This is a genomic window from Bradyrhizobium sp. USDA 4532, assembly GCF_024171315.1.
In the GTDB taxonomy this organism is placed as follows: Bacteria; Pseudomonadota; Alphaproteobacteria; order Rhizobiales; family Xanthobacteraceae; genus Bradyrhizobium; species Bradyrhizobium australafricanum.
In genome coordinates this window covers 8,006,186-8,020,849 of the sequence record NZ_JALJZN010000001.1, presented here as the reverse complement: position 1 = coordinate 8,020,849, position 14,664 = coordinate 8,006,186, and the positions used below count along the sequence as shown (strand labels likewise).

The window sequence follows — 14,664 nt, the reverse complement described above, 5'->3', positions numbered from 1 at the left end:
CCCTCCTGCCCGGGCAACACAATCATGAGCGACAAACTCAACCTCGATCATCTCCGCCAATGGATCGGCAAGACCACGGAGGCCTCCGACGTCGTCACCAAATATCTCGTGATGGGGCTGCGCGCGACGCTGTTCCAGGAGATCGGCGAGCCGAAGGCCGGTGACGCCGCGCCGTGGACCACGCATTGGTGCCTGGCGCAGCCGGTGTTTCCGATGTCGCAGCTCGGCCCCGACGGCCACCCGACCCGCGGCGGCTTCCTGCCGCCGGTGCCGCTGCCGCGCCGGATGTGGGCCGGCGGCGAGCTCGAATTCTTCGACAGCTTGCGCATCGGCGATGAGGCCAAACGCACCTCGAAGATCGTCGACGTCACGGTCAAATCGGGCTCGACCGGCACGCTGTGCTTCGTCTCGGTCAATCACGAGGTGACGACCTCGCGCGGGCTTGCGGTGCGCGAGCGGCAGGACATCGTCTATCGCGAGATGACGAGCACGCAGGGCGCTGCGCCCGCCAAGGCGCCGCCGCCTCCGCCGGTCCCTCAGCATCGCGAGAGTCACGTCTCCGACCCGGTGCTCTTGTTCCGCTACTCGGCGCTGACTTTCAACGGCCATCGCATTCATTACGACCGCGACTACGTCACCAAGGTCGAGGGCTATCCTGGCCTGATCTTCCACGGCCCGCTGCAGGCTTCCTTCATCGTCGAGTTCGCCGCCAAGCTGCGCGGCGGCAAGCCGCCGAAGAAGCTCGCCTATCGCGGCGTGCAGCCGCTGTTCGAGGGCAGCGAGTTCTCGATCAATGCCAGCGACAAGGACGGCGGCTTGGAGCTGTGGACCGCGAATGCCGAGGGCCAGCCGACCATGAAGGGCACGGCGACCTGGTAACGCGCGAGCACGACGCGCGTCATGATGCGAGGGAATAAAGAGGCGCTTTCATCAGCGCCTCGTATTCCTTATTGTGATCGCGTTCAATCCTGGGTCGCAGATCATGAGTCGCTTCTGGAGTTCGGTCGTCCACAATCTGTCGCCATACGTGCCCGGCGAGCAGCCGAAGATCGACGGCCTCATCAAGCTCAATACCAATGAAAATCCCTACCCGCCGTCGCCACGCGCGGTGGCGGCGATCACAGCGACCACGGATCGCCTGCGGCTCTACCCTGATCCGCGCGCAACCGCGCTGCGCGAGGCGATCGCGAGGCGTTACGGCGTCACGGCGGGCGAGGTGTTCGTCGGCAATGGCTCGGACGAGGTGCTGGCCCACGCTTTCCCGGCGCTGCTGAAGCACGACGCGCCGCTGCTGTTTCCCGACATCACCTACAGCTTCTACCCGGTCTATTGCCGCCTCTATGGCGTCAGCTGCGAGCAAGTGCCGCTCGACGGCGCGATGCGCGTGCAGCTTGCCGACTACCGGCGGCCCGGCAGCGCAATCCTGCTGTGCAACCCCAACGCACCGACCGGCACCGCGCTGCCGCGCGCCGCGATCGAGGCGCTGCTCGCCGAGCATCCCGACCGGCTCGTGGTGGTCGACGAGGCCTATGTCGACTTCGGCGCCGAGAGCGCCGTGCCGCTGGTCGCGCGCCGCGACAATCTGCTCGTCATCCAGACGCTCTCCAAATCGCGCGCGCTGGCCGGCTTGCGCGTCGGCTTCGCCATCGGCCAACGCCCGCTGATCGAGGCGCTGGAGCGCGTCAAGGACAGCTTCAACTCCTATCCGCTGGACTGCTTCGCGATCGCCGGCGCGGTCGCCGCCATCGAGGACGAGGCGTGGTTCGAGGAGACGCGGCAACGCATCATCAGGAGCAGAGAGGCGCTGATCCGCAGCCTCATTGAGCTGGGGTTCGAGGTGCTGCCGTCGCAGGCGAATTTCGTGTTCGCCCGCCATCCCAGCCATCGCGGCGCCGATCTCGCCGCGAGGTTGCGCGAGCGCGGCGTGCTGGTGCGGCATTTTCAAAAGCCGCGGATCGAGGACTTTTTGCGCATCACGGTCGGCACCGACGATGAGTGCGGCCGCCTGATCGGCCTGCTGCGCGGCATGGTCTGATAGCCGTTCACCAACTTGCGATCGACGGCGCCACCCTGCATAGTGACCGCGCGTTGGGATGCACGGTTCTCCGGGAAGGAGCGGTCATGCGATTTGCGATCGGCGACGCAACCGTCGACGTCATCGTCGACGACGACGATTTCGGCCTTCCGCTCGCCGAATTCCTGCCCGGATACGATCGCGGCTTGATCGAAGCGCATCGTGCCACGCTGGAGCCGGTGTTCATCGACCTCGCCCGCGGGCTCGCGAAACACGCGATCCAGAGTTTTGTGGTGCGAACCGGCGGCCGAACGCTGCTGATCGACGCTTGCATCGGCGAGCACAAGGACATCCCCGAGATTCCGGCCTGGCATCGGCGGCGCGGCAGCGGCTTCCTTGATCGGCTGCGCGCGAGCGGCATCGACCCGGCCGGCATCGACGTCGTATTCTGCACCCATCTGCATGTCGATCACGTCGGCTGGAATACGCGCCAGGACAACGGCCGCTGGCAGCCGACCTTTCCTAACGCGCGGTATCTGTTCGGCCGCCGCGAGCTTGCCGACTGGATGACACAGCATGATGCCGGGCGTGCCCCGCCGATCCACGCCCGCGCCCTGGAGCAGAGCGTCATCCCGATCGTCGAGGCAGGCCGTGTCGATCTGGTCGACGATGGCCATCAGTTGGGACCGGGCCTGCGGCTGGTCCCGCTGCCGGGCCACACCAGCGGCCAGATGGGGCTGATGGTAGACTACGCACAACATCGCGCGATCTTTTGCGGCGATGCCGTGCACAATCCGGTGCAGATCTTCCAGCCCGATCTGTCGACATCATCCTGTGCCGACCCGCAGCTCGCGCGCGAGACGAGGACGAAGATCCTGGAAGAGGCTGCGGACAGCGGCCGCCTCGTCATACCCGCCCACTTCCGCGGCCCGCGCTGTGCTCATGTTCGTCGGGACGGCGGTGGCTACGCGCCGGTACTCGATGCGCGGCATGGGTAAGATGCAACACCCGGAGCCACAGCTCACCGGGTGAAAGCCGGGTGTATCATCCGGCCCCTTGGAACCGAATGCCGGCTTGCGCGTTCCCCGCCCTGACGGAGGACGCCATGCTTAGAGATGAACAGGTCGCGGTTCTCTGCGACATCGCCCAATCCATTGCCTTCGCTGACGACGTGCAAGGCGAAGTCGACCGGCTCATCAGGGAGGGATACGTCGCCAAGGACGGCGACCTCTACGAGCTGACGCCGAAGGCCGAGAAGGTTTTGTCCGAGCGCGGCGCCTGCCTCAAGGCGTAACGCCGCTCGCGGCAGCTCCCTAGGCGGCAGGCGTGCACCGCATCGCTGATATCTTGATGCCGAGCCCTGCGCTCTCCTCGCGGAACTGCGCGATCGACCGCGCATTGCGGTGCGCCTCGAACGCGGCGTCATCCTGATAGACCTCGTAGATCAAGAGCTTGGCGGCATCCTCGCGCGGCACCAGGATCTCAAAATTCAGTGTGACCGGTTCATCCCTGAGCGACCGGGCGCCATGCGCTGACAGCAGCGACAGCGCCTGCTCCCGCTTCTCCGGCGCCACCTCGACGGTGGCGATCAGTGCAAGTTTCGACATGACGAATCCGTCTTCGGTTCTTGTGCACGTTCAGATCAGCTGCGGAGCGGCCGAAACGCGTCGCGAATTTCCCTGCTGAAGATGTCGGGCTGCTCCCATGCGGCGAAGTGGCCGCCGGCTTCAGCCTGATGGAAGTAGATCAGCTTGTGATAGGCCTTCTCCGCCCAGCTCCGCGGCGCCACGAAGCTCTCGCCGGGAAATGCGGTCACCGCGGCGGGGATCGCGACATTGGCAGGCAGATAAAGGTTGGTCTTGTTTTCCCAGTACAGGCGGCCCGAAGAGATCGCCGTGTTGGTCAGCCAGTAGAGCGTGATGTTGTCGAGCACGTCGTCGCGGGTCAGTGCGCCGGCGGAATGCCCGTTGACCTCGCGCCCGAGCACAGCTGATTGCATCGCGGAGGCCGGCTGGGCATAGCCGTCGCCGTGATCGAGCAGCCAGGCGGCGAGGCCGGCCGGCGAATCCGCAAAGGCCGCAAGCGTCTGCGGGCGCGTGCCCATGATCTGCGCGTAGGCCCGCCGTTTCGCGAATTGAAGCTTGATCTGGTCGAAGGCGTGCTGCTCCTCCGCCGACATATTGTCCGGCGCAGGGCCGCCGGTGATGACCGCCTTGAAGACCTCGGGCGGAACGACACCGGGCAGATTGACGTGGATGCCGAGCAGCTCCGGCGCACCAAGCTTGGCCATCTCATTGGAGACCGGCGAACCCCAGTCACCGCCCTGCGCCACGAACTTGCTGTAACCGAGCCGTTTCATCAATTGCACCCAGGCCCGTGCGATGCGCTGGGGATCCCAGCCGACCGTGGTCGGCTTGCCGGAGAAGCCGTAGCCCGGCATCGACGGGATCACGAGATGGAACGCGTCCGACGCACTGCCGCCATGCGCGGTGGGATTGGTCAGCGGGTCGATGATCTTCATCTGCTCGATGACCGAACCCGGCCAGCCATGCGTGACGATCAGCGGCAGCGCATTGTCATGTTTCGAGCGGACGTGAATGAAGTGAATGTCAACCCCGTCGATTTCGGTGATGAACTGCGGCAGGGCGTTGAGCCGCGCCTCCACCTTCCGCCAGTCGTAGTCGGTCTGCCAGTAGCGGACGAGATCGCGCAGCATCGCCTGCGGGACGCCCTGGGAGTCGTCATTGACGGTTTCCTTGTCGGACCATCGGGTTGCGGCCAAACGGCGGCGAAGATCGACAAGGTCTTCCTCGGGAATGTCGACGCGGAACGGGCGGATCGCATCGCTGGTGGCCGCTGCGGCGGGATGCGCGGGGAACAGGCTGGCAGCACCGGCAGCAGCCAGGCCCAACGCCGCGCCCGTCAGCAGCCTGCGCCGGTCCTGGTCGATCGCTTCCTGGGTCGATTGGCTTATCGCAATTGCAACGGGCGTCTTCGATGGCGCGCTCATTTGACAGTCTCCTTGGAATGAGAGGCCGCCGGCAACGCCGCGATCACCTCCTTGGTTGTCAGGATGGAATGGGCGTAGGTCGCGCCATTCAGCTCGTGAGCGGCGTGCATCATGTCGTGCGAGAAGGCGGCGGTGGCATCGCGCACCAGCGTCACGTGGTAGCCGAGCTCCATTGCGAAGCGGGCGGTCGATTCGATGCAGGTGTTGGCCAGCAGCCCGACCACGATCACATGCGTGACGCCCTTCTGCTCCAGCAGGAAATCGAGATTGGTGTTGGCGAACCCGCTCTGCCCCCAATGCTCTTGGGCGATCAGGTCGCCAGGCTTGGGCGCAAGGTCCGGATGCCATTCCCCGCCCCATTCGCCGCGCGCAAAGCTATGGCGCTGCATGATCAAGCGTTGAGTCGGATTGGGATGATCCCAATCCTCATAATCGCCCGGCTCCCAGCGACGGTGCGGGACGAACACCACCTGGATGCCGGCGGCCCGGACCGCGCCGTCGAGCTGGCGCAGATTGTCGAGCAGCCCGACCTCGTCGGCGATAGGCTTGATGCGCGGAAAGACCATGCCGCCCTCAGAGAGGAAATCATTGTAAGGATCGACGAGGAGCAGCGCGGTCCGCTCGCGTGGATAGGTGATCTGGGACATCGATCGCTCCTTGGCTATCAGGCGGCCGGTTGGATTTGCTTCAATGACGAGCTCCGTTCACTCGGGCAGCGGCTTGCCGGCTTGTTCGCGGACCATGTACTCGGCGTACCAATCGGGCCAGTTCGCATCGTGGCCGCCGGTTCGCTTCTCGTGCTCGCCATGGGCCATAGCCGCGCGGCGCAGCGCGGCAGCAAGATCAGCCGATGAGGAGAAATTCGTACTGTTGCCGTCGAATCGCCCGGGCAGGCGTTGCGTCACCTGCTGCAGCAGCCAGACGTTTCCGTCGGGATCGTTGAACGTGGCGAGCGACCCGTAACTCGGCCGCTCCGGGTCCGGCCCCTTGATGCGGCCTTCCGCGCCGCGGTGAAACACCTCGCTGACATCGGCGCCACGCGCGATCAGCTCGGCGCGCGCCGCTTCGATATCATTGACGATCAGGAAGCGCGGCAGCGCGGGTCCAGAGCCGAGATGGATCGACGTCGGCGAACCCGGCGGCGTTAGCTGCACGGCGCGCGAGCCGTCGGGCCTGACGAAGTCGGCATCAAGCCGCCAGCCCAGGTCCTGATAGAAGCGCTTGGCGCGATCGACATCCGAGACGGGGATGACGACGACCTCGAGCTTCAAATCGACTTTGGCCGCCGTCGGCCCCGGTTCGGTGGTCATGGCTCACTCCTTGGCGATGACAGATCGGGCCATCGACGGCCCATTGCATTTGCGATGATGTCGGGTCATATTACTATGAAAATCATAGTCTCAAGCCTGATGAAGAAAACGTGATGACGAAAATGAAGGACAACACGGCTGACCAAACGCTCTGTCCTGTCGCTCGCGCCGAAACCGTCGTGGGCGACCGCTGGACAGTACTGGTTCTGCGCGAACTGTTCGCGCGCAATCATCGCTTCGAGGAGATTCAGGCGCAGTCCGGCGGCACGCCGCAGATGATCACGGCACGGCTGAAAAAGCTGGAAGCGGACGGCCTGCTGACGCGGCGCGTCTACAACAAACGCCCGTTGCGCCACGAATATCACCTCACCGAGAAGGGCGACGCGTTCTTTCCGGTGCTGATGGCGCTGCGCGCCTGGGGCGAGACCTGGTGCAAGTCACCGCGGGAAGGCCGCGCAATGAACTACACCCATCGCGTCTGCGGCAAGCCGGCCGGGCTCGGTCCGGTCTGCGAGTCCTGCGGCGAGCCGGTTCATCGCGCCGACATGGTGGGCGAGCGAACTCCCAAATACCAAAGAGAGCGAGATGCGCGCTGGGAGGCCTTCAAGGCGACCCGCTGAATTCCCCGACGCCGCCGGCGCAAGCGGACGACGCGAGAGCCTTCGCACCGCCGCAGCGTCTCGATCACACGGGGCCGATCCGGCCGAGCCTCGCACAACACAGGAGACCACCATGCCATTCGTTCGCATCGACCTGAAGCGCGGCAAGTCCGCCGAATATCGCAAGACGCTGGGCGAGATCGTCTACAAGGCGATGCGCGAGGTGATCAACGTCCCCGAGAACGACAAGTTTCAGGTCATCACCGAGCACGACCGTGGCGATCTGAACTACGCCGACAACTATCTCGGCAACACCTACAGCGACGACCTCATCTTCATCCAGATCACCATGAATGCCGGGCGTACCGTCGAGATGAAAAAGGCGTTCTACAAGCGGATCGTGGACGACTATCAGAGCCAGCTGCAGGGACGGCCGGACGATGTTGTCATCAATCTGGTCGAGGTCGCCAAGGAGAACTGGTCGTTCGGCAACGGCATCGCCCAATACGCGAGCTGAACGCGGAAACACGCATGCGCCGGACGGACGGCCGCCACCCCGGAGGCTTGCCGTCCGCAGCTTGCGGCCGGCGTCGCCAGCACGCATAGTGCCGCCCGTGCACGAACAACAACAAAGAGGGAGGCAACCATGAGGACGATCGCAGCCGCGCTGTGCGCGCTCACGCTGATCGCAACCGGTGCGCAGGCACAGACGCTCAAGGACTTCATGGCTGTTGTCATGAAGAAATGGACCGCGCCGTTCGAGCCGTTCCAGCTCATCGACAATATCTACTACGTGGGCACTGACGGGATCGCGGTCTACATCATCAAGACGTCGCAAGGGCTGATCCTGATGGACACGGCGATGCAGCAGTCGACCGGCATGATCAAGGACAACATCGCCAAGCTCGGCTTCAAGGAGGGCGACATCAAGATCATCCTCAACACCCACGCCCATCTCGACCACACCGGCGGCTTTGCCGAGATCAAGAAGGAGACCGGCGCGCAACTGATCGCCGGCGAGCGCGACAAGCCCCTGCTCGAGGGCGGCTATTATCCGGGCGACGAGAACAACGCCGATCTCGCCTTTACGCCGGTGAAGGTCGACCGCACCGTCAAGGAAGGCGACAAGGTGACGCTCGGCGATGTCACGCTGACCGCGCACACCACCCCCGGCCATTCGCCCGGCTGCACCAGCTGGGAGATCACGGTCAAGGATGGCAGCCAGGCGCGCAACGTGCTGTTCTTCTGCAGCGGAACGGTGGCGCTGAACCGGCTGGTCGGCCGTCCGACCTATCCCGGCATCGTCGACGACTACCGCTCGACCTTCACCAAGGTCAAGGCGATGAAGGTCGACGTGCTGCTCGGGCCGCATCCGGAGGTCTACGCCATGCAGGCCAAGCGGGCGCAGATGAAGGACGGCGCGCCGAACCCGTTCGTCAAGCCGGGCGAAAATGCCACCTACTTGGCCGGGCTGGAGCGGGATTTCGACAAGCAGCTCGCCAAGCAGACCGCCGCGCTGCAGAAGGCCAATTAGGTAGTCACCCCGTCATCCTGAGGAGCGCGTAGCGCGTGTCTCGAAGGATGAACGGCCCCGCCGTGGCCGTCGATCCTTCGAGACGCGCGCAAGCGCGCTCCTCAGGATGACGGGATAGCCGCCTACGCAAATTTGCAGCCGTTGCCGCGGCAACTATGGGCGCAGCGGCTTGACATCGTCAGGCAATCCATCGACAGGTGGATTGCCTTTCCGCTTTTGCCGCCCGCAATGACGGAACGTAACAAGACAGAAATGGGAGCCGCCCGATGTCCTCGCGCAAACCCGCCGCCAGCAAAGGCACGACCGTCACCGTCAAGGACGCCACCTTCGGCCTGCTGCGCGCGTGGGGCATCAAGAAGGTGTTCGGCAATCCCGGCTCGACCGAGCTGCCGTTCCTGAGCGACTGGCCCGACGACATCGACTACGTGCTCGGCCTGCAGGAGGCATCCGTCGTCGGCATGGCCGACGGCTACGCGCTGGCGACGCGCAATGCCGGTTTCGTCAATCTGCATTCGGCGGCCGGCGTCGGCAACGCGCTCGGCAACATCTACAACGCCTATCGCAACCAGACCCCGCTGGTGATCACCGCGGGCCAGCAGGCGCGCTCGATCATGCCGCTGCAGGCCTTCCTCTATGCCGAGCGGGCCTCGGAATTCCCGCGGCCTTACGTGAAATTCGCGGTCGAGCCGGCGCGCGCCGAGGACGTGCCTGCCGCGATCGCGCGCGCCTATTATGTCGCGATGCAGCCGCCCTGCGGGCCGACCTTCGTCTCGGTGCCGATCGACGACTGGGCGCATGCGACGCAGCCGCTCGACGCGCGCCAAGTCAGCCGCGAGATCGGCCCCGACCTGTCGGCGATGCAGGCATTGGCGGCCGCGCTCGGCGAGGCCAAGCGCCCTGCCCTCGTCGTCGGCCCGGCCGTCGATCGGGCCGAGGCAGTCGATCTCATGGTGAAGGTCGCCGAGAAATCAAAAGCCGCGGTCTGGGCCAGCCCGTTCTCGGCGCGCTGCTCGTTCCCCGAACGGCATCCGCAGTTTGCCGGCTTCCTGCATGCCGCGCCGGGCCAGCTCTCCGATGCGCTGCGCGATCACGATCTCGTCGTCGTGGTCGGCGCGCCGGTCTTCACCTTCCATGTCGAGGGCCATGCCGCGATCTTCGACGGTTCGACCACGCTCTTCCAGATCACCGACGATCCGGACGCCGCCGCGATGACGCCGACCGGCCACAGCATCGTCGCGACCATGAAGCCCGCGCTGACAGCGCTGCTCGAGATGCTGCTTGAGACGAAACGCTCCGCGCCGGCTGGCCGTGTCCTGCCGCCGGCTCCGGCCGCCGGCGACCCGATCCCTGCCGAATACGCGCTGCATGCGCTCTCGGCCGCGATGGGGCCGTATGATGCGCTGGTCGAGGAAATACCGTCGCATCGCCCGCTGATGCAGAAGGCGATGCCGATGCACGGCCAGGACAGCTTCTACACCATGGCGAGCGGCGGCCTCGGCTACAGCCTGCCGGCAGCGGTCGGCATGGCGCTCGGTCGACGTCAGGGACGCACGGTTTGCCTGATCGGCGACGGCTCGGCGATGTATTCGATCCAGGCGCTGTGGACATCGGCGCAGCGCAAGCTGCCGCTGACGGTCGTCGTGCTGAACAATTCCGGCTACGGCGCGATGCGCTCGTTCAGCCAGGTGATGCAGGTGCGCAACGTGCCGGGCCTCGATCTGCCCGGCATCGATTTCGTCAAGCTCGCCGAAGGCCTGGGCTGCGACGCCGTGCGGGTGACGAAATCAGCCGAGCTCGCCGGCGCCTACCAGCGCGCGCTGTCGCATCAAGGCACCAGCCTGATCGAGGTGATGGTCGATTCCGCGGTGCCGCTGCTCTACACGCAGAAGAGCTGAGCGGCAATCTCGCCACGTCATTGCGAGCGAAGCGAAGCAATCCATCTTTCGGCAAGTGGAGATATGGATTGCTTCGTCGCTGCCGCTCCTCGCAATGACGGCTGGACATATATTCGCAACCTTATTACGAGGGCATTGGATCGCCGAGCATGGGCGCCGCTGACGGCGTCGGCACCTCGCAGCCGGAGGCGCAGCAGCGTCCGGGCTGCTTCGACACCCGTTGTCCCTGGTCGACGAGGTCGCGGCCGAGCAAATTCTCGACCAGCTCGGCCTTCTCCATCACCGGATAGTTGCGCCAGATCTCGCGCTTCATCGCCTCCGGCGAGCCGCCGCCGTGCAACGAGATCACTGAATACCAGCCGGCTTCGTGCGAGACGGTGAGGTCCTCGATCAGCCGCGCCACCTCGGCGCGCTGCTCGGCCGGGATATCGGGACGTCCGCCCATGACAGCGGCAAGCGAGGCGCGCGTTTCCGGATTGTGATCCTCGTCGGGACCCGGCAGCGCGACGATCAGCCCGCCGGAGACGTAATGCGCGACGCGGTGCATGTCGTAGATCTTGGTCGCCAGCAGCAGCTTGCCGATGTTGGAGAACACCGCATCCGGCATCACCGAGCCCGCCGGATCCTTCGTGCAGTAGACCGAGGAGGCGACGCCGCAGGCATAGAAACTCTCGGTGATGGTGATCAGCTCGACCATCGCCTCGCGGATATGCGCATGCTTCTCGGCATCGAGCCCGTTGGCCTCGATCATCAGCGCGCCGGCGCCGATCAGGAGATCGCCGAAGCCGGCGCGGGCGCCGATGCAGGAATGCCGGTGATGCGTCGCGTAGGAGGTGGTGAGGAAGCCGCCCTCCTCGGTCTCGCCGGCGAGGAACACGCGGTCATGCGGCACGAACACGTCGTCGAACATCACGACGCCGACCGACTGACCGTACTTCGCCGAGAATTTCGCCGCGGCATCGCCGGGCCGGCCGGCCGGACGCGCGACGATGGTGACGCCGGGCGCATCGACCGGCACGGCGCAACAGACGGCAAAATCCTTGTCGACAGGCACATGGGTGCGGCACGGCATGACAAGGAATTCGTGCATGTAAGGCGCGCCGGTCACGATCGCTTTGGTGCCGCGGATCACGATGCCGTCGGGCCGGCGCTCCTTGATATGGACGTAGACGTCCGCATTGGCCTGCAGGCCGGGACGCTTGGAGCGGTCGCCCTTCGCATCGGTCATGGCGATGCCGAGCGTCAGATCCTGGTCCTGAACCTCGTGCAGATAGTTGAGGAAGCGCTGGCTGTAATCGGTGCCGTGGCGATCGTCGGTCAGCCTGGTCGCCTGAAAGAGACCGTTCAGCGCATCATGGGTCAGGTAGCGCTGCGCGCAGCCCGACGTCCTGCACACCAGCCGCACCGCCTCGAGCTTGTCGAGCAGGTCCTGCGAGCTCCGATCGATGTGGAGCATGCGGTTGACGGTCTTGCCCGAGGTACCCTGCCGCGCCGTCATGATCGGCACATGCTCGGGCTGTAGCGCGAAATCATAGGTCACGCCGACGCCTGCCACGCCGGGCGCCAGCAACGGCTCGTCCGCGACGCTCGCAACGGCCGCGCCGTTGATGAACACACGCGGTTTGTAGCGGCGCAGGGATTCCCGGTAGTCCGCAGCCGTCATCAGCATGGCGCTTCTCCCTTGCTCATTTATTCTAACACTGTTAAATTATCTAACGCTGTTAGAATTGAGTCAAGAACGGATTTGCCGGGCCATGCAGATGCGCGAGAGCAGGAAGGAAGCGGTCAGCCGCCACAAGCGGGAGCTGATCCTCGACGCGGCGCGCAGCGTGTTCGCGGAGGAAGGCCTCGAGGGCGCGAGCCTGCGGGCGATCGCGACGCGGGCCGGCTACACGCCGGCGGCGCTGTATTTCCATTTCGATTCCAAGGAGGCGATCTACGCCGAGGTGCTGCGGCAATCGCTGGCCTCGCTCGGCGAAGCCGTCAGTGCGGCAGTCGCGACGACGCGCGGCGCCAAGCAGAAGCTGCACGCCGCAGGCATGGGCTTCTTCCGCTATTACGCGGAGCACCCGCGCGACCTCGATCTCGGCTTCTATTTGTTCCGCGGCGGCATGAAGCCGGCCGGGCTCGGCCATGACCGCGATCACGCGCTGAACGCCGCGCTGGAGGCGGCGCTGCATCCGATCGCCGAAGCCGCAGAGGCGCTCGGCGCCTCCAGACCGAAGGCGAACACGGTGATGGTGGACTGCTTCGCGCATGCGACCGGCCTCCTGCTGCTATTGCACACCGGCCGCATCAGGATGTTCGGCGCCTCGGCGCCCGATTTGATGGATGCCTATCTGCGCGACAGGATCGCGCAAATCGCAAAGGAGTGAGGCCGCCTCAGTTGCGCGGCCGATATCGTAGCTCGGATGAAGCGCAGCGAAATCCGGGATTCACGCGCGCACGTTCGCCCGGATTGCGTTTCGCACCATCCGGGCTACAGGTCTCATTTCCCGTGCGCTTCCCGCATCTTGGCCTGGATCTTGGCCATGCCGCCGATCCAGCGATCGTAATTCTCGGTCTTCTTGCGCATGTAGCCGAGCACCTGCGGGTGCGGCAGGATCAGGAAGGTCTCCTGCTCGATACCCTTGAGTGCATCCTGCGCGACCTGCTCCGCGGAAAGATCGCCGTCGCCGGACTGCGGGCCCTTCGGGATCGAGCGCAGCATGTTGGTGTCGACGCCCTGCGGGCAGAGGATCGAGACCTTGATGTTGTCGGCGCGGTGCGAGATCGCGAGGTTTTCCGCAAAGCCGACCGCGGCGTGCTTGGTGGTCGAATAGGCCGGGCTGCCGACCTGCGACAAGAGGCCCGCGGCCGAAATCGTGTTGAGGAAATAGCCGCCGCCGCGCGCCTTCATGCGCGGCACCAGATGCCGCGCGGCATAGACATGCGCCATCACATGGATCGCCCAACTCCGCGACCACGGCTCGTCCGAGGTGCCGCCGGCGTTCACCGACAGCGGATCGAAGCCGCCGCCGATGCCGGCATTGGAGCAGAACAGCGCGATCGGGCCGAACATGCGCTCGGTCTCGTCGATCACATGCAGGATGTTCTTCTCCTGCCCGACGTCGCATTTGAAGGCGGCACCACCGACCGTGGCCGCGACCTTCTCGGCCGCGCCATGATCGAGGTCGACGACCACGACCTTCGATGCGCCCGCGGCATGGAACGCCTCGCACAGCGCCTTGCCGATGCCATTGCCACCGCCGGTGACCACCACAACCTTACCTGCCACCTGCATGGCCATCCTCCCGATATCTTGATTTCAGCGCATGATCCGGAGAGCCGGTCTCATGTTCAAACAGAGGGATCATGATATCCCATCTTTTGCCGATGCATGATCTTTTCGCGAGGCCGGCCCGGCCCTGTGCGTAACGCTGGCGGACCGCTCAGCTCGCCAACACGACGTCGAACACCGCCGTGTAGTGGCAGGCGGCCCCGAGCAGCACGAAGCAGTGCCAGATCGCGTTCTGGAAACGCAGCCGCCGCCAGGAGTGGAAGATCACGCCCAGGCTGTAGAGGATGCCGCCGGCCAGCACGAAGCCGAGCGCCATCGCCGGCAGCGCCTTCACGACGCGGTCGTAGAGCATGATGCCGCTCCAGCCCATCGCGAGATAAAGCCCGATCGAGAGCCGGTCGAAGCGGCCGGGATAGCGCAACTTCAGCCAGATCCCGACGATCGCCACGCACCACACCCCGACCAGCAGCGCGATCGCGAAGGTGCTGTCCTTCAGTTCCACGATGAACGGCGTGTAAGTCGCGGCGATCAGCAGGTAGATCGCGGAATGGTCGAAGCGCCGCAGCACCCATTTGGCGCGCGACACCGGCCAGAGATTATAGGTCGCCGACAGCACCAGCATTGCAAGCAGGCCGGCGACATAGACCGACACCACGGCGATGTCGAACGGGCCGGCATAGACTGCGGTCAGCACGATCAGCGCGGTGGCGGCAACCAGCCCGAAAGCGACGCCGACGAGATGGACGACGCCGTCGGCGATCAGCTCGGCACGGTCGTAGTTCCACAGCGCGGCGCCGGCCGCGTGGATCGAGGTCGAGGCAAGTTGCTTCAGGCGGAAGACCGTCATGCAGGCTTTCCCGTGGGCCGATGGACGATGGGTAGCGCGGGTGGTCTGACGCGTTCAATTCCCCTGCCCCCCGACAACCCCTCGCCTGCAAAGGCGCCGGAAATGTGAAGCTTGATTTTGGCCCGATAATCGCCACCTTGCGGGTGATCGCCCGCCCCTTTTGGTCCCTCCTGCC

At 65.2% G+C, this 14,664-nt stretch carries 16 protein-coding genes; 9 read left to right on the top strand and 7 right to left on the bottom strand.

The window, feature by feature from the left end:
• Window positions 1-24 precede the first annotated feature (24 nt).
• From J2R76_RS36985 to J2R76_RS36970, 4 genes are all read left to right on the top strand, one after another.
• A complete protein-coding gene (locus J2R76_RS36985) occupies window positions 25-879 on the top strand; it encodes a MaoC family dehydratase N-terminal domain-containing protein (protein ID WP_253625686.1) in 855 nt (284 codons plus the stop codon).
• Window positions 880-982: 103 nt separating this feature from the next.
• Complete coding sequence (gene hisC / locus J2R76_RS36980; RefSeq protein ID WP_253625685.1) at window positions 983-2,035, top strand: histidinol-phosphate transaminase; 1,053 nt, start codon at window positions 983-985, stop codon at window positions 2,033-2,035.
• An 86-nt stretch (window positions 2,036-2,121) separates the two neighbouring features.
• Entirely contained in the window at window positions 2,122-3,012 is an 891-nt protein-coding gene (locus tag J2R76_RS36975; protein WP_253625684.1) for an MBL fold metallo-hydrolase, read from the top strand.
• Window positions 3,013-3,119: 107 nt separating this feature from the next.
• Window positions 3,120-3,308, top strand: a complete 189-nt coding sequence (locus tag J2R76_RS36970; protein WP_038386258.1) for a hypothetical protein — start codon at window positions 3,120-3,122, stop codon at window positions 3,306-3,308.
• Between the two features lie 19 nt (window positions 3,309-3,327).
• Here J2R76_RS36970 and J2R76_RS36965 read toward each other — a convergent pair whose 3' ends face one another.
• Genes J2R76_RS36965 through J2R76_RS36950 form a run of 4 tightly spaced genes read right to left on the bottom strand, consistent with a single transcriptional unit; the run spans window position 3,328 to window position 6,334 of the window.
• Entirely contained in the window at window positions 3,328-3,621 is a 294-nt protein-coding gene (locus J2R76_RS36965; RefSeq protein ID WP_253625683.1) for a putative quinol monooxygenase, read from the bottom strand.
• A 35-nt stretch (window positions 3,622-3,656) separates the two neighbouring features.
• Entirely contained in the window at window positions 3,657-5,024 is a 1,368-nt protein-coding gene (locus J2R76_RS36960; RefSeq protein WP_076830748.1) for an epoxide hydrolase family protein, read from the bottom strand.
• The gene (locus tag J2R76_RS36955; protein ID WP_253625682.1) at window positions 5,021-5,671 is read right to left on the bottom strand and encodes an isochorismatase family cysteine hydrolase; all 651 of its coding nucleotides are present in this window, start codon (window positions 5,669-5,671) and stop codon (window positions 5,021-5,023) included. The genes J2R76_RS36960 and J2R76_RS36955 overlap by 4 nt, the downstream gene beginning before the upstream one ends.
• Window positions 5,672-5,728: 57 nt before the next feature.
• Window positions 5,729-6,334: a VOC family protein gene (locus J2R76_RS36950; RefSeq protein WP_076830743.1), complete on the bottom strand. Its 606-nt coding sequence runs from the start codon at window positions 6,332-6,334 to the stop codon at window positions 5,729-5,731.
• 122 nt (window positions 6,335-6,456) lie between these two features.
• Between J2R76_RS36950 and J2R76_RS36945 the strand changes: the two genes are divergently transcribed.
• From J2R76_RS36945 to mdlC, 4 genes are all read left to right on the top strand, one after another.
• Window positions 6,457-6,954: a helix-turn-helix domain-containing protein gene (locus J2R76_RS36945; RefSeq protein ID WP_253626124.1), complete on the top strand. Its 498-nt coding sequence runs from the start codon at window positions 6,457-6,459 to the stop codon at window positions 6,952-6,954.
• 112 nt (window positions 6,955-7,066) lie between these two features.
• A complete protein-coding gene (locus J2R76_RS36940; RefSeq protein WP_057019278.1) occupies window positions 7,067-7,450 on the top strand; it encodes a tautomerase family protein in 384 nt (127 codons plus the stop codon).
• Window positions 7,451-7,579: 129 nt separating this feature from the next.
• A complete protein-coding gene (blaBJP, locus tag J2R76_RS36935) occupies window positions 7,580-8,467 on the top strand; it encodes a BJP family subclass B3 metallo-beta-lactamase (RefSeq protein WP_253625681.1) in 888 nt (295 codons plus the stop codon).
• A gap of 266 nt (window positions 8,468-8,733) precedes the next feature.
• Window positions 8,734-10,362: a benzoylformate decarboxylase gene (gene mdlC / locus J2R76_RS36930; RefSeq protein WP_253625680.1), complete on the top strand. Its 1,629-nt coding sequence runs from the start codon at window positions 8,734-8,736 to the stop codon at window positions 10,360-10,362.
• Between the two features lie 124 nt (window positions 10,363-10,486).
• Here the strand turns inward: mdlC and J2R76_RS36925 are convergent, their stop codons facing one another.
• Window positions 10,487-12,031: a 4-hydroxyphenylacetate 3-hydroxylase family protein gene (locus J2R76_RS36925; protein ID WP_057019275.1), complete on the bottom strand. Its 1,545-nt coding sequence runs from the start codon at window positions 12,029-12,031 to the stop codon at window positions 10,487-10,489.
• Window positions 12,032-12,122: 91 nt separating this feature from the next.
• Here J2R76_RS36925 and J2R76_RS36920 point away from each other — a divergent pair, with 91 nt between their 5' ends.
• The gene (locus J2R76_RS36920; protein WP_253625679.1) at window positions 12,123-12,737 is read left to right on the top strand and encodes a TetR/AcrR family transcriptional regulator; all 615 of its coding nucleotides are present in this window, start codon (window positions 12,123-12,125) and stop codon (window positions 12,735-12,737) included.
• Window positions 12,738-12,850: 113 nt separating this feature from the next.
• On the opposite strand, the gene J2R76_RS36915 is transcribed toward J2R76_RS36920, so the two are convergent.
• Window positions 12,851-13,645 (bottom strand): SDR family oxidoreductase, encoded by a 795-nt coding sequence (locus tag J2R76_RS36915; RefSeq protein WP_092081736.1) that lies wholly within the window; start codon window positions 13,643-13,645, stop codon window positions 12,851-12,853.
• Between the two features lie 148 nt (window positions 13,646-13,793).
• Window positions 13,794-14,489, bottom strand: coding sequence for a hemolysin III family protein (locus tag J2R76_RS36910; RefSeq protein ID WP_057019273.1), 696 nt, complete (start codon window positions 14,487-14,489; stop codon window positions 13,794-13,796).
• Window positions 14,490-14,664 lie beyond the last annotated feature (175 nt).

Coding starts and splice junctions, on each gene's coding strand:
- J2R76_RS36950 (WP_076830743.1), bottom strand. CDS start 6,334: ATGACCACCGAACCGGGGCCGACGGCGGCCAAAGTCGATTTGAAGCTC.
- blaBJP (WP_253625681.1), top strand. CDS start 7,580: ATGAGGACGATCGCAGCCGCGCTGTGCGCGCTCACGCTGATCGCAACC.
- J2R76_RS36915 (WP_092081736.1), bottom strand. CDS start 13,645: ATGCAGGTGGCAGGTAAGGTTGTGGTGGTCACCGGCGGTGGCAATGGC.
- J2R76_RS36965 (WP_253625683.1), bottom strand. CDS start 3,621: ATGTCGAAACTTGCACTGATCGCCACCGTCGAGGTGGCGCCGGAGAAG.
- J2R76_RS36975 (WP_253625684.1), top strand. CDS start 2,122: ATGCGATTTGCGATCGGCGACGCAACCGTCGACGTCATCGTCGACGAC.
- J2R76_RS36955 (WP_253625682.1), bottom strand. CDS start 5,671: ATGTCCCAGATCACCTATCCACGCGAGCGGACCGCGCTGCTCCTCGTC.
- J2R76_RS36945 (WP_253626124.1), top strand. CDS start 6,457: ATGAAGGACAACACGGCTGACCAAACGCTCTGTCCTGTCGCTCGCGCC.
- J2R76_RS36910 (WP_057019273.1), bottom strand. CDS start 14,489: ATGACGGTCTTCCGCCTGAAGCAACTTGCCTCGACCTCGATCCACGCG.
- J2R76_RS36960 (WP_076830748.1), bottom strand. CDS start 5,024: ATGAGCGCGCCATCGAAGACGCCCGTTGCAATTGCGATAAGCCAATCG.
- J2R76_RS36925 (WP_057019275.1), bottom strand. CDS start 12,031: ATGCTGATGACGGCTGCGGACTACCGGGAATCCCTGCGCCGCTACAAA.
- J2R76_RS36920 (WP_253625679.1), top strand. CDS start 12,123: ATGCGCGAGAGCAGGAAGGAAGCGGTCAGCCGCCACAAGCGGGAGCTG.
- J2R76_RS36985 (WP_253625686.1), top strand. CDS start 25: ATGAGCGACAAACTCAACCTCGATCATCTCCGCCAATGGATCGGCAAG.
- hisC (WP_253625685.1), top strand. CDS start 983: ATGAGTCGCTTCTGGAGTTCGGTCGTCCACAATCTGTCGCCATACGTG.
- J2R76_RS36940 (WP_057019278.1), top strand. CDS start 7,067: ATGCCATTCGTTCGCATCGACCTGAAGCGCGGCAAGTCCGCCGAATAT.
- J2R76_RS36970 (WP_038386258.1), top strand. CDS start 3,120: ATGCTTAGAGATGAACAGGTCGCGGTTCTCTGCGACATCGCCCAATCC.
- mdlC (WP_253625680.1), top strand. CDS start 8,734: ATGTCCTCGCGCAAACCCGCCGCCAGCAAAGGCACGACCGTCACCGTC.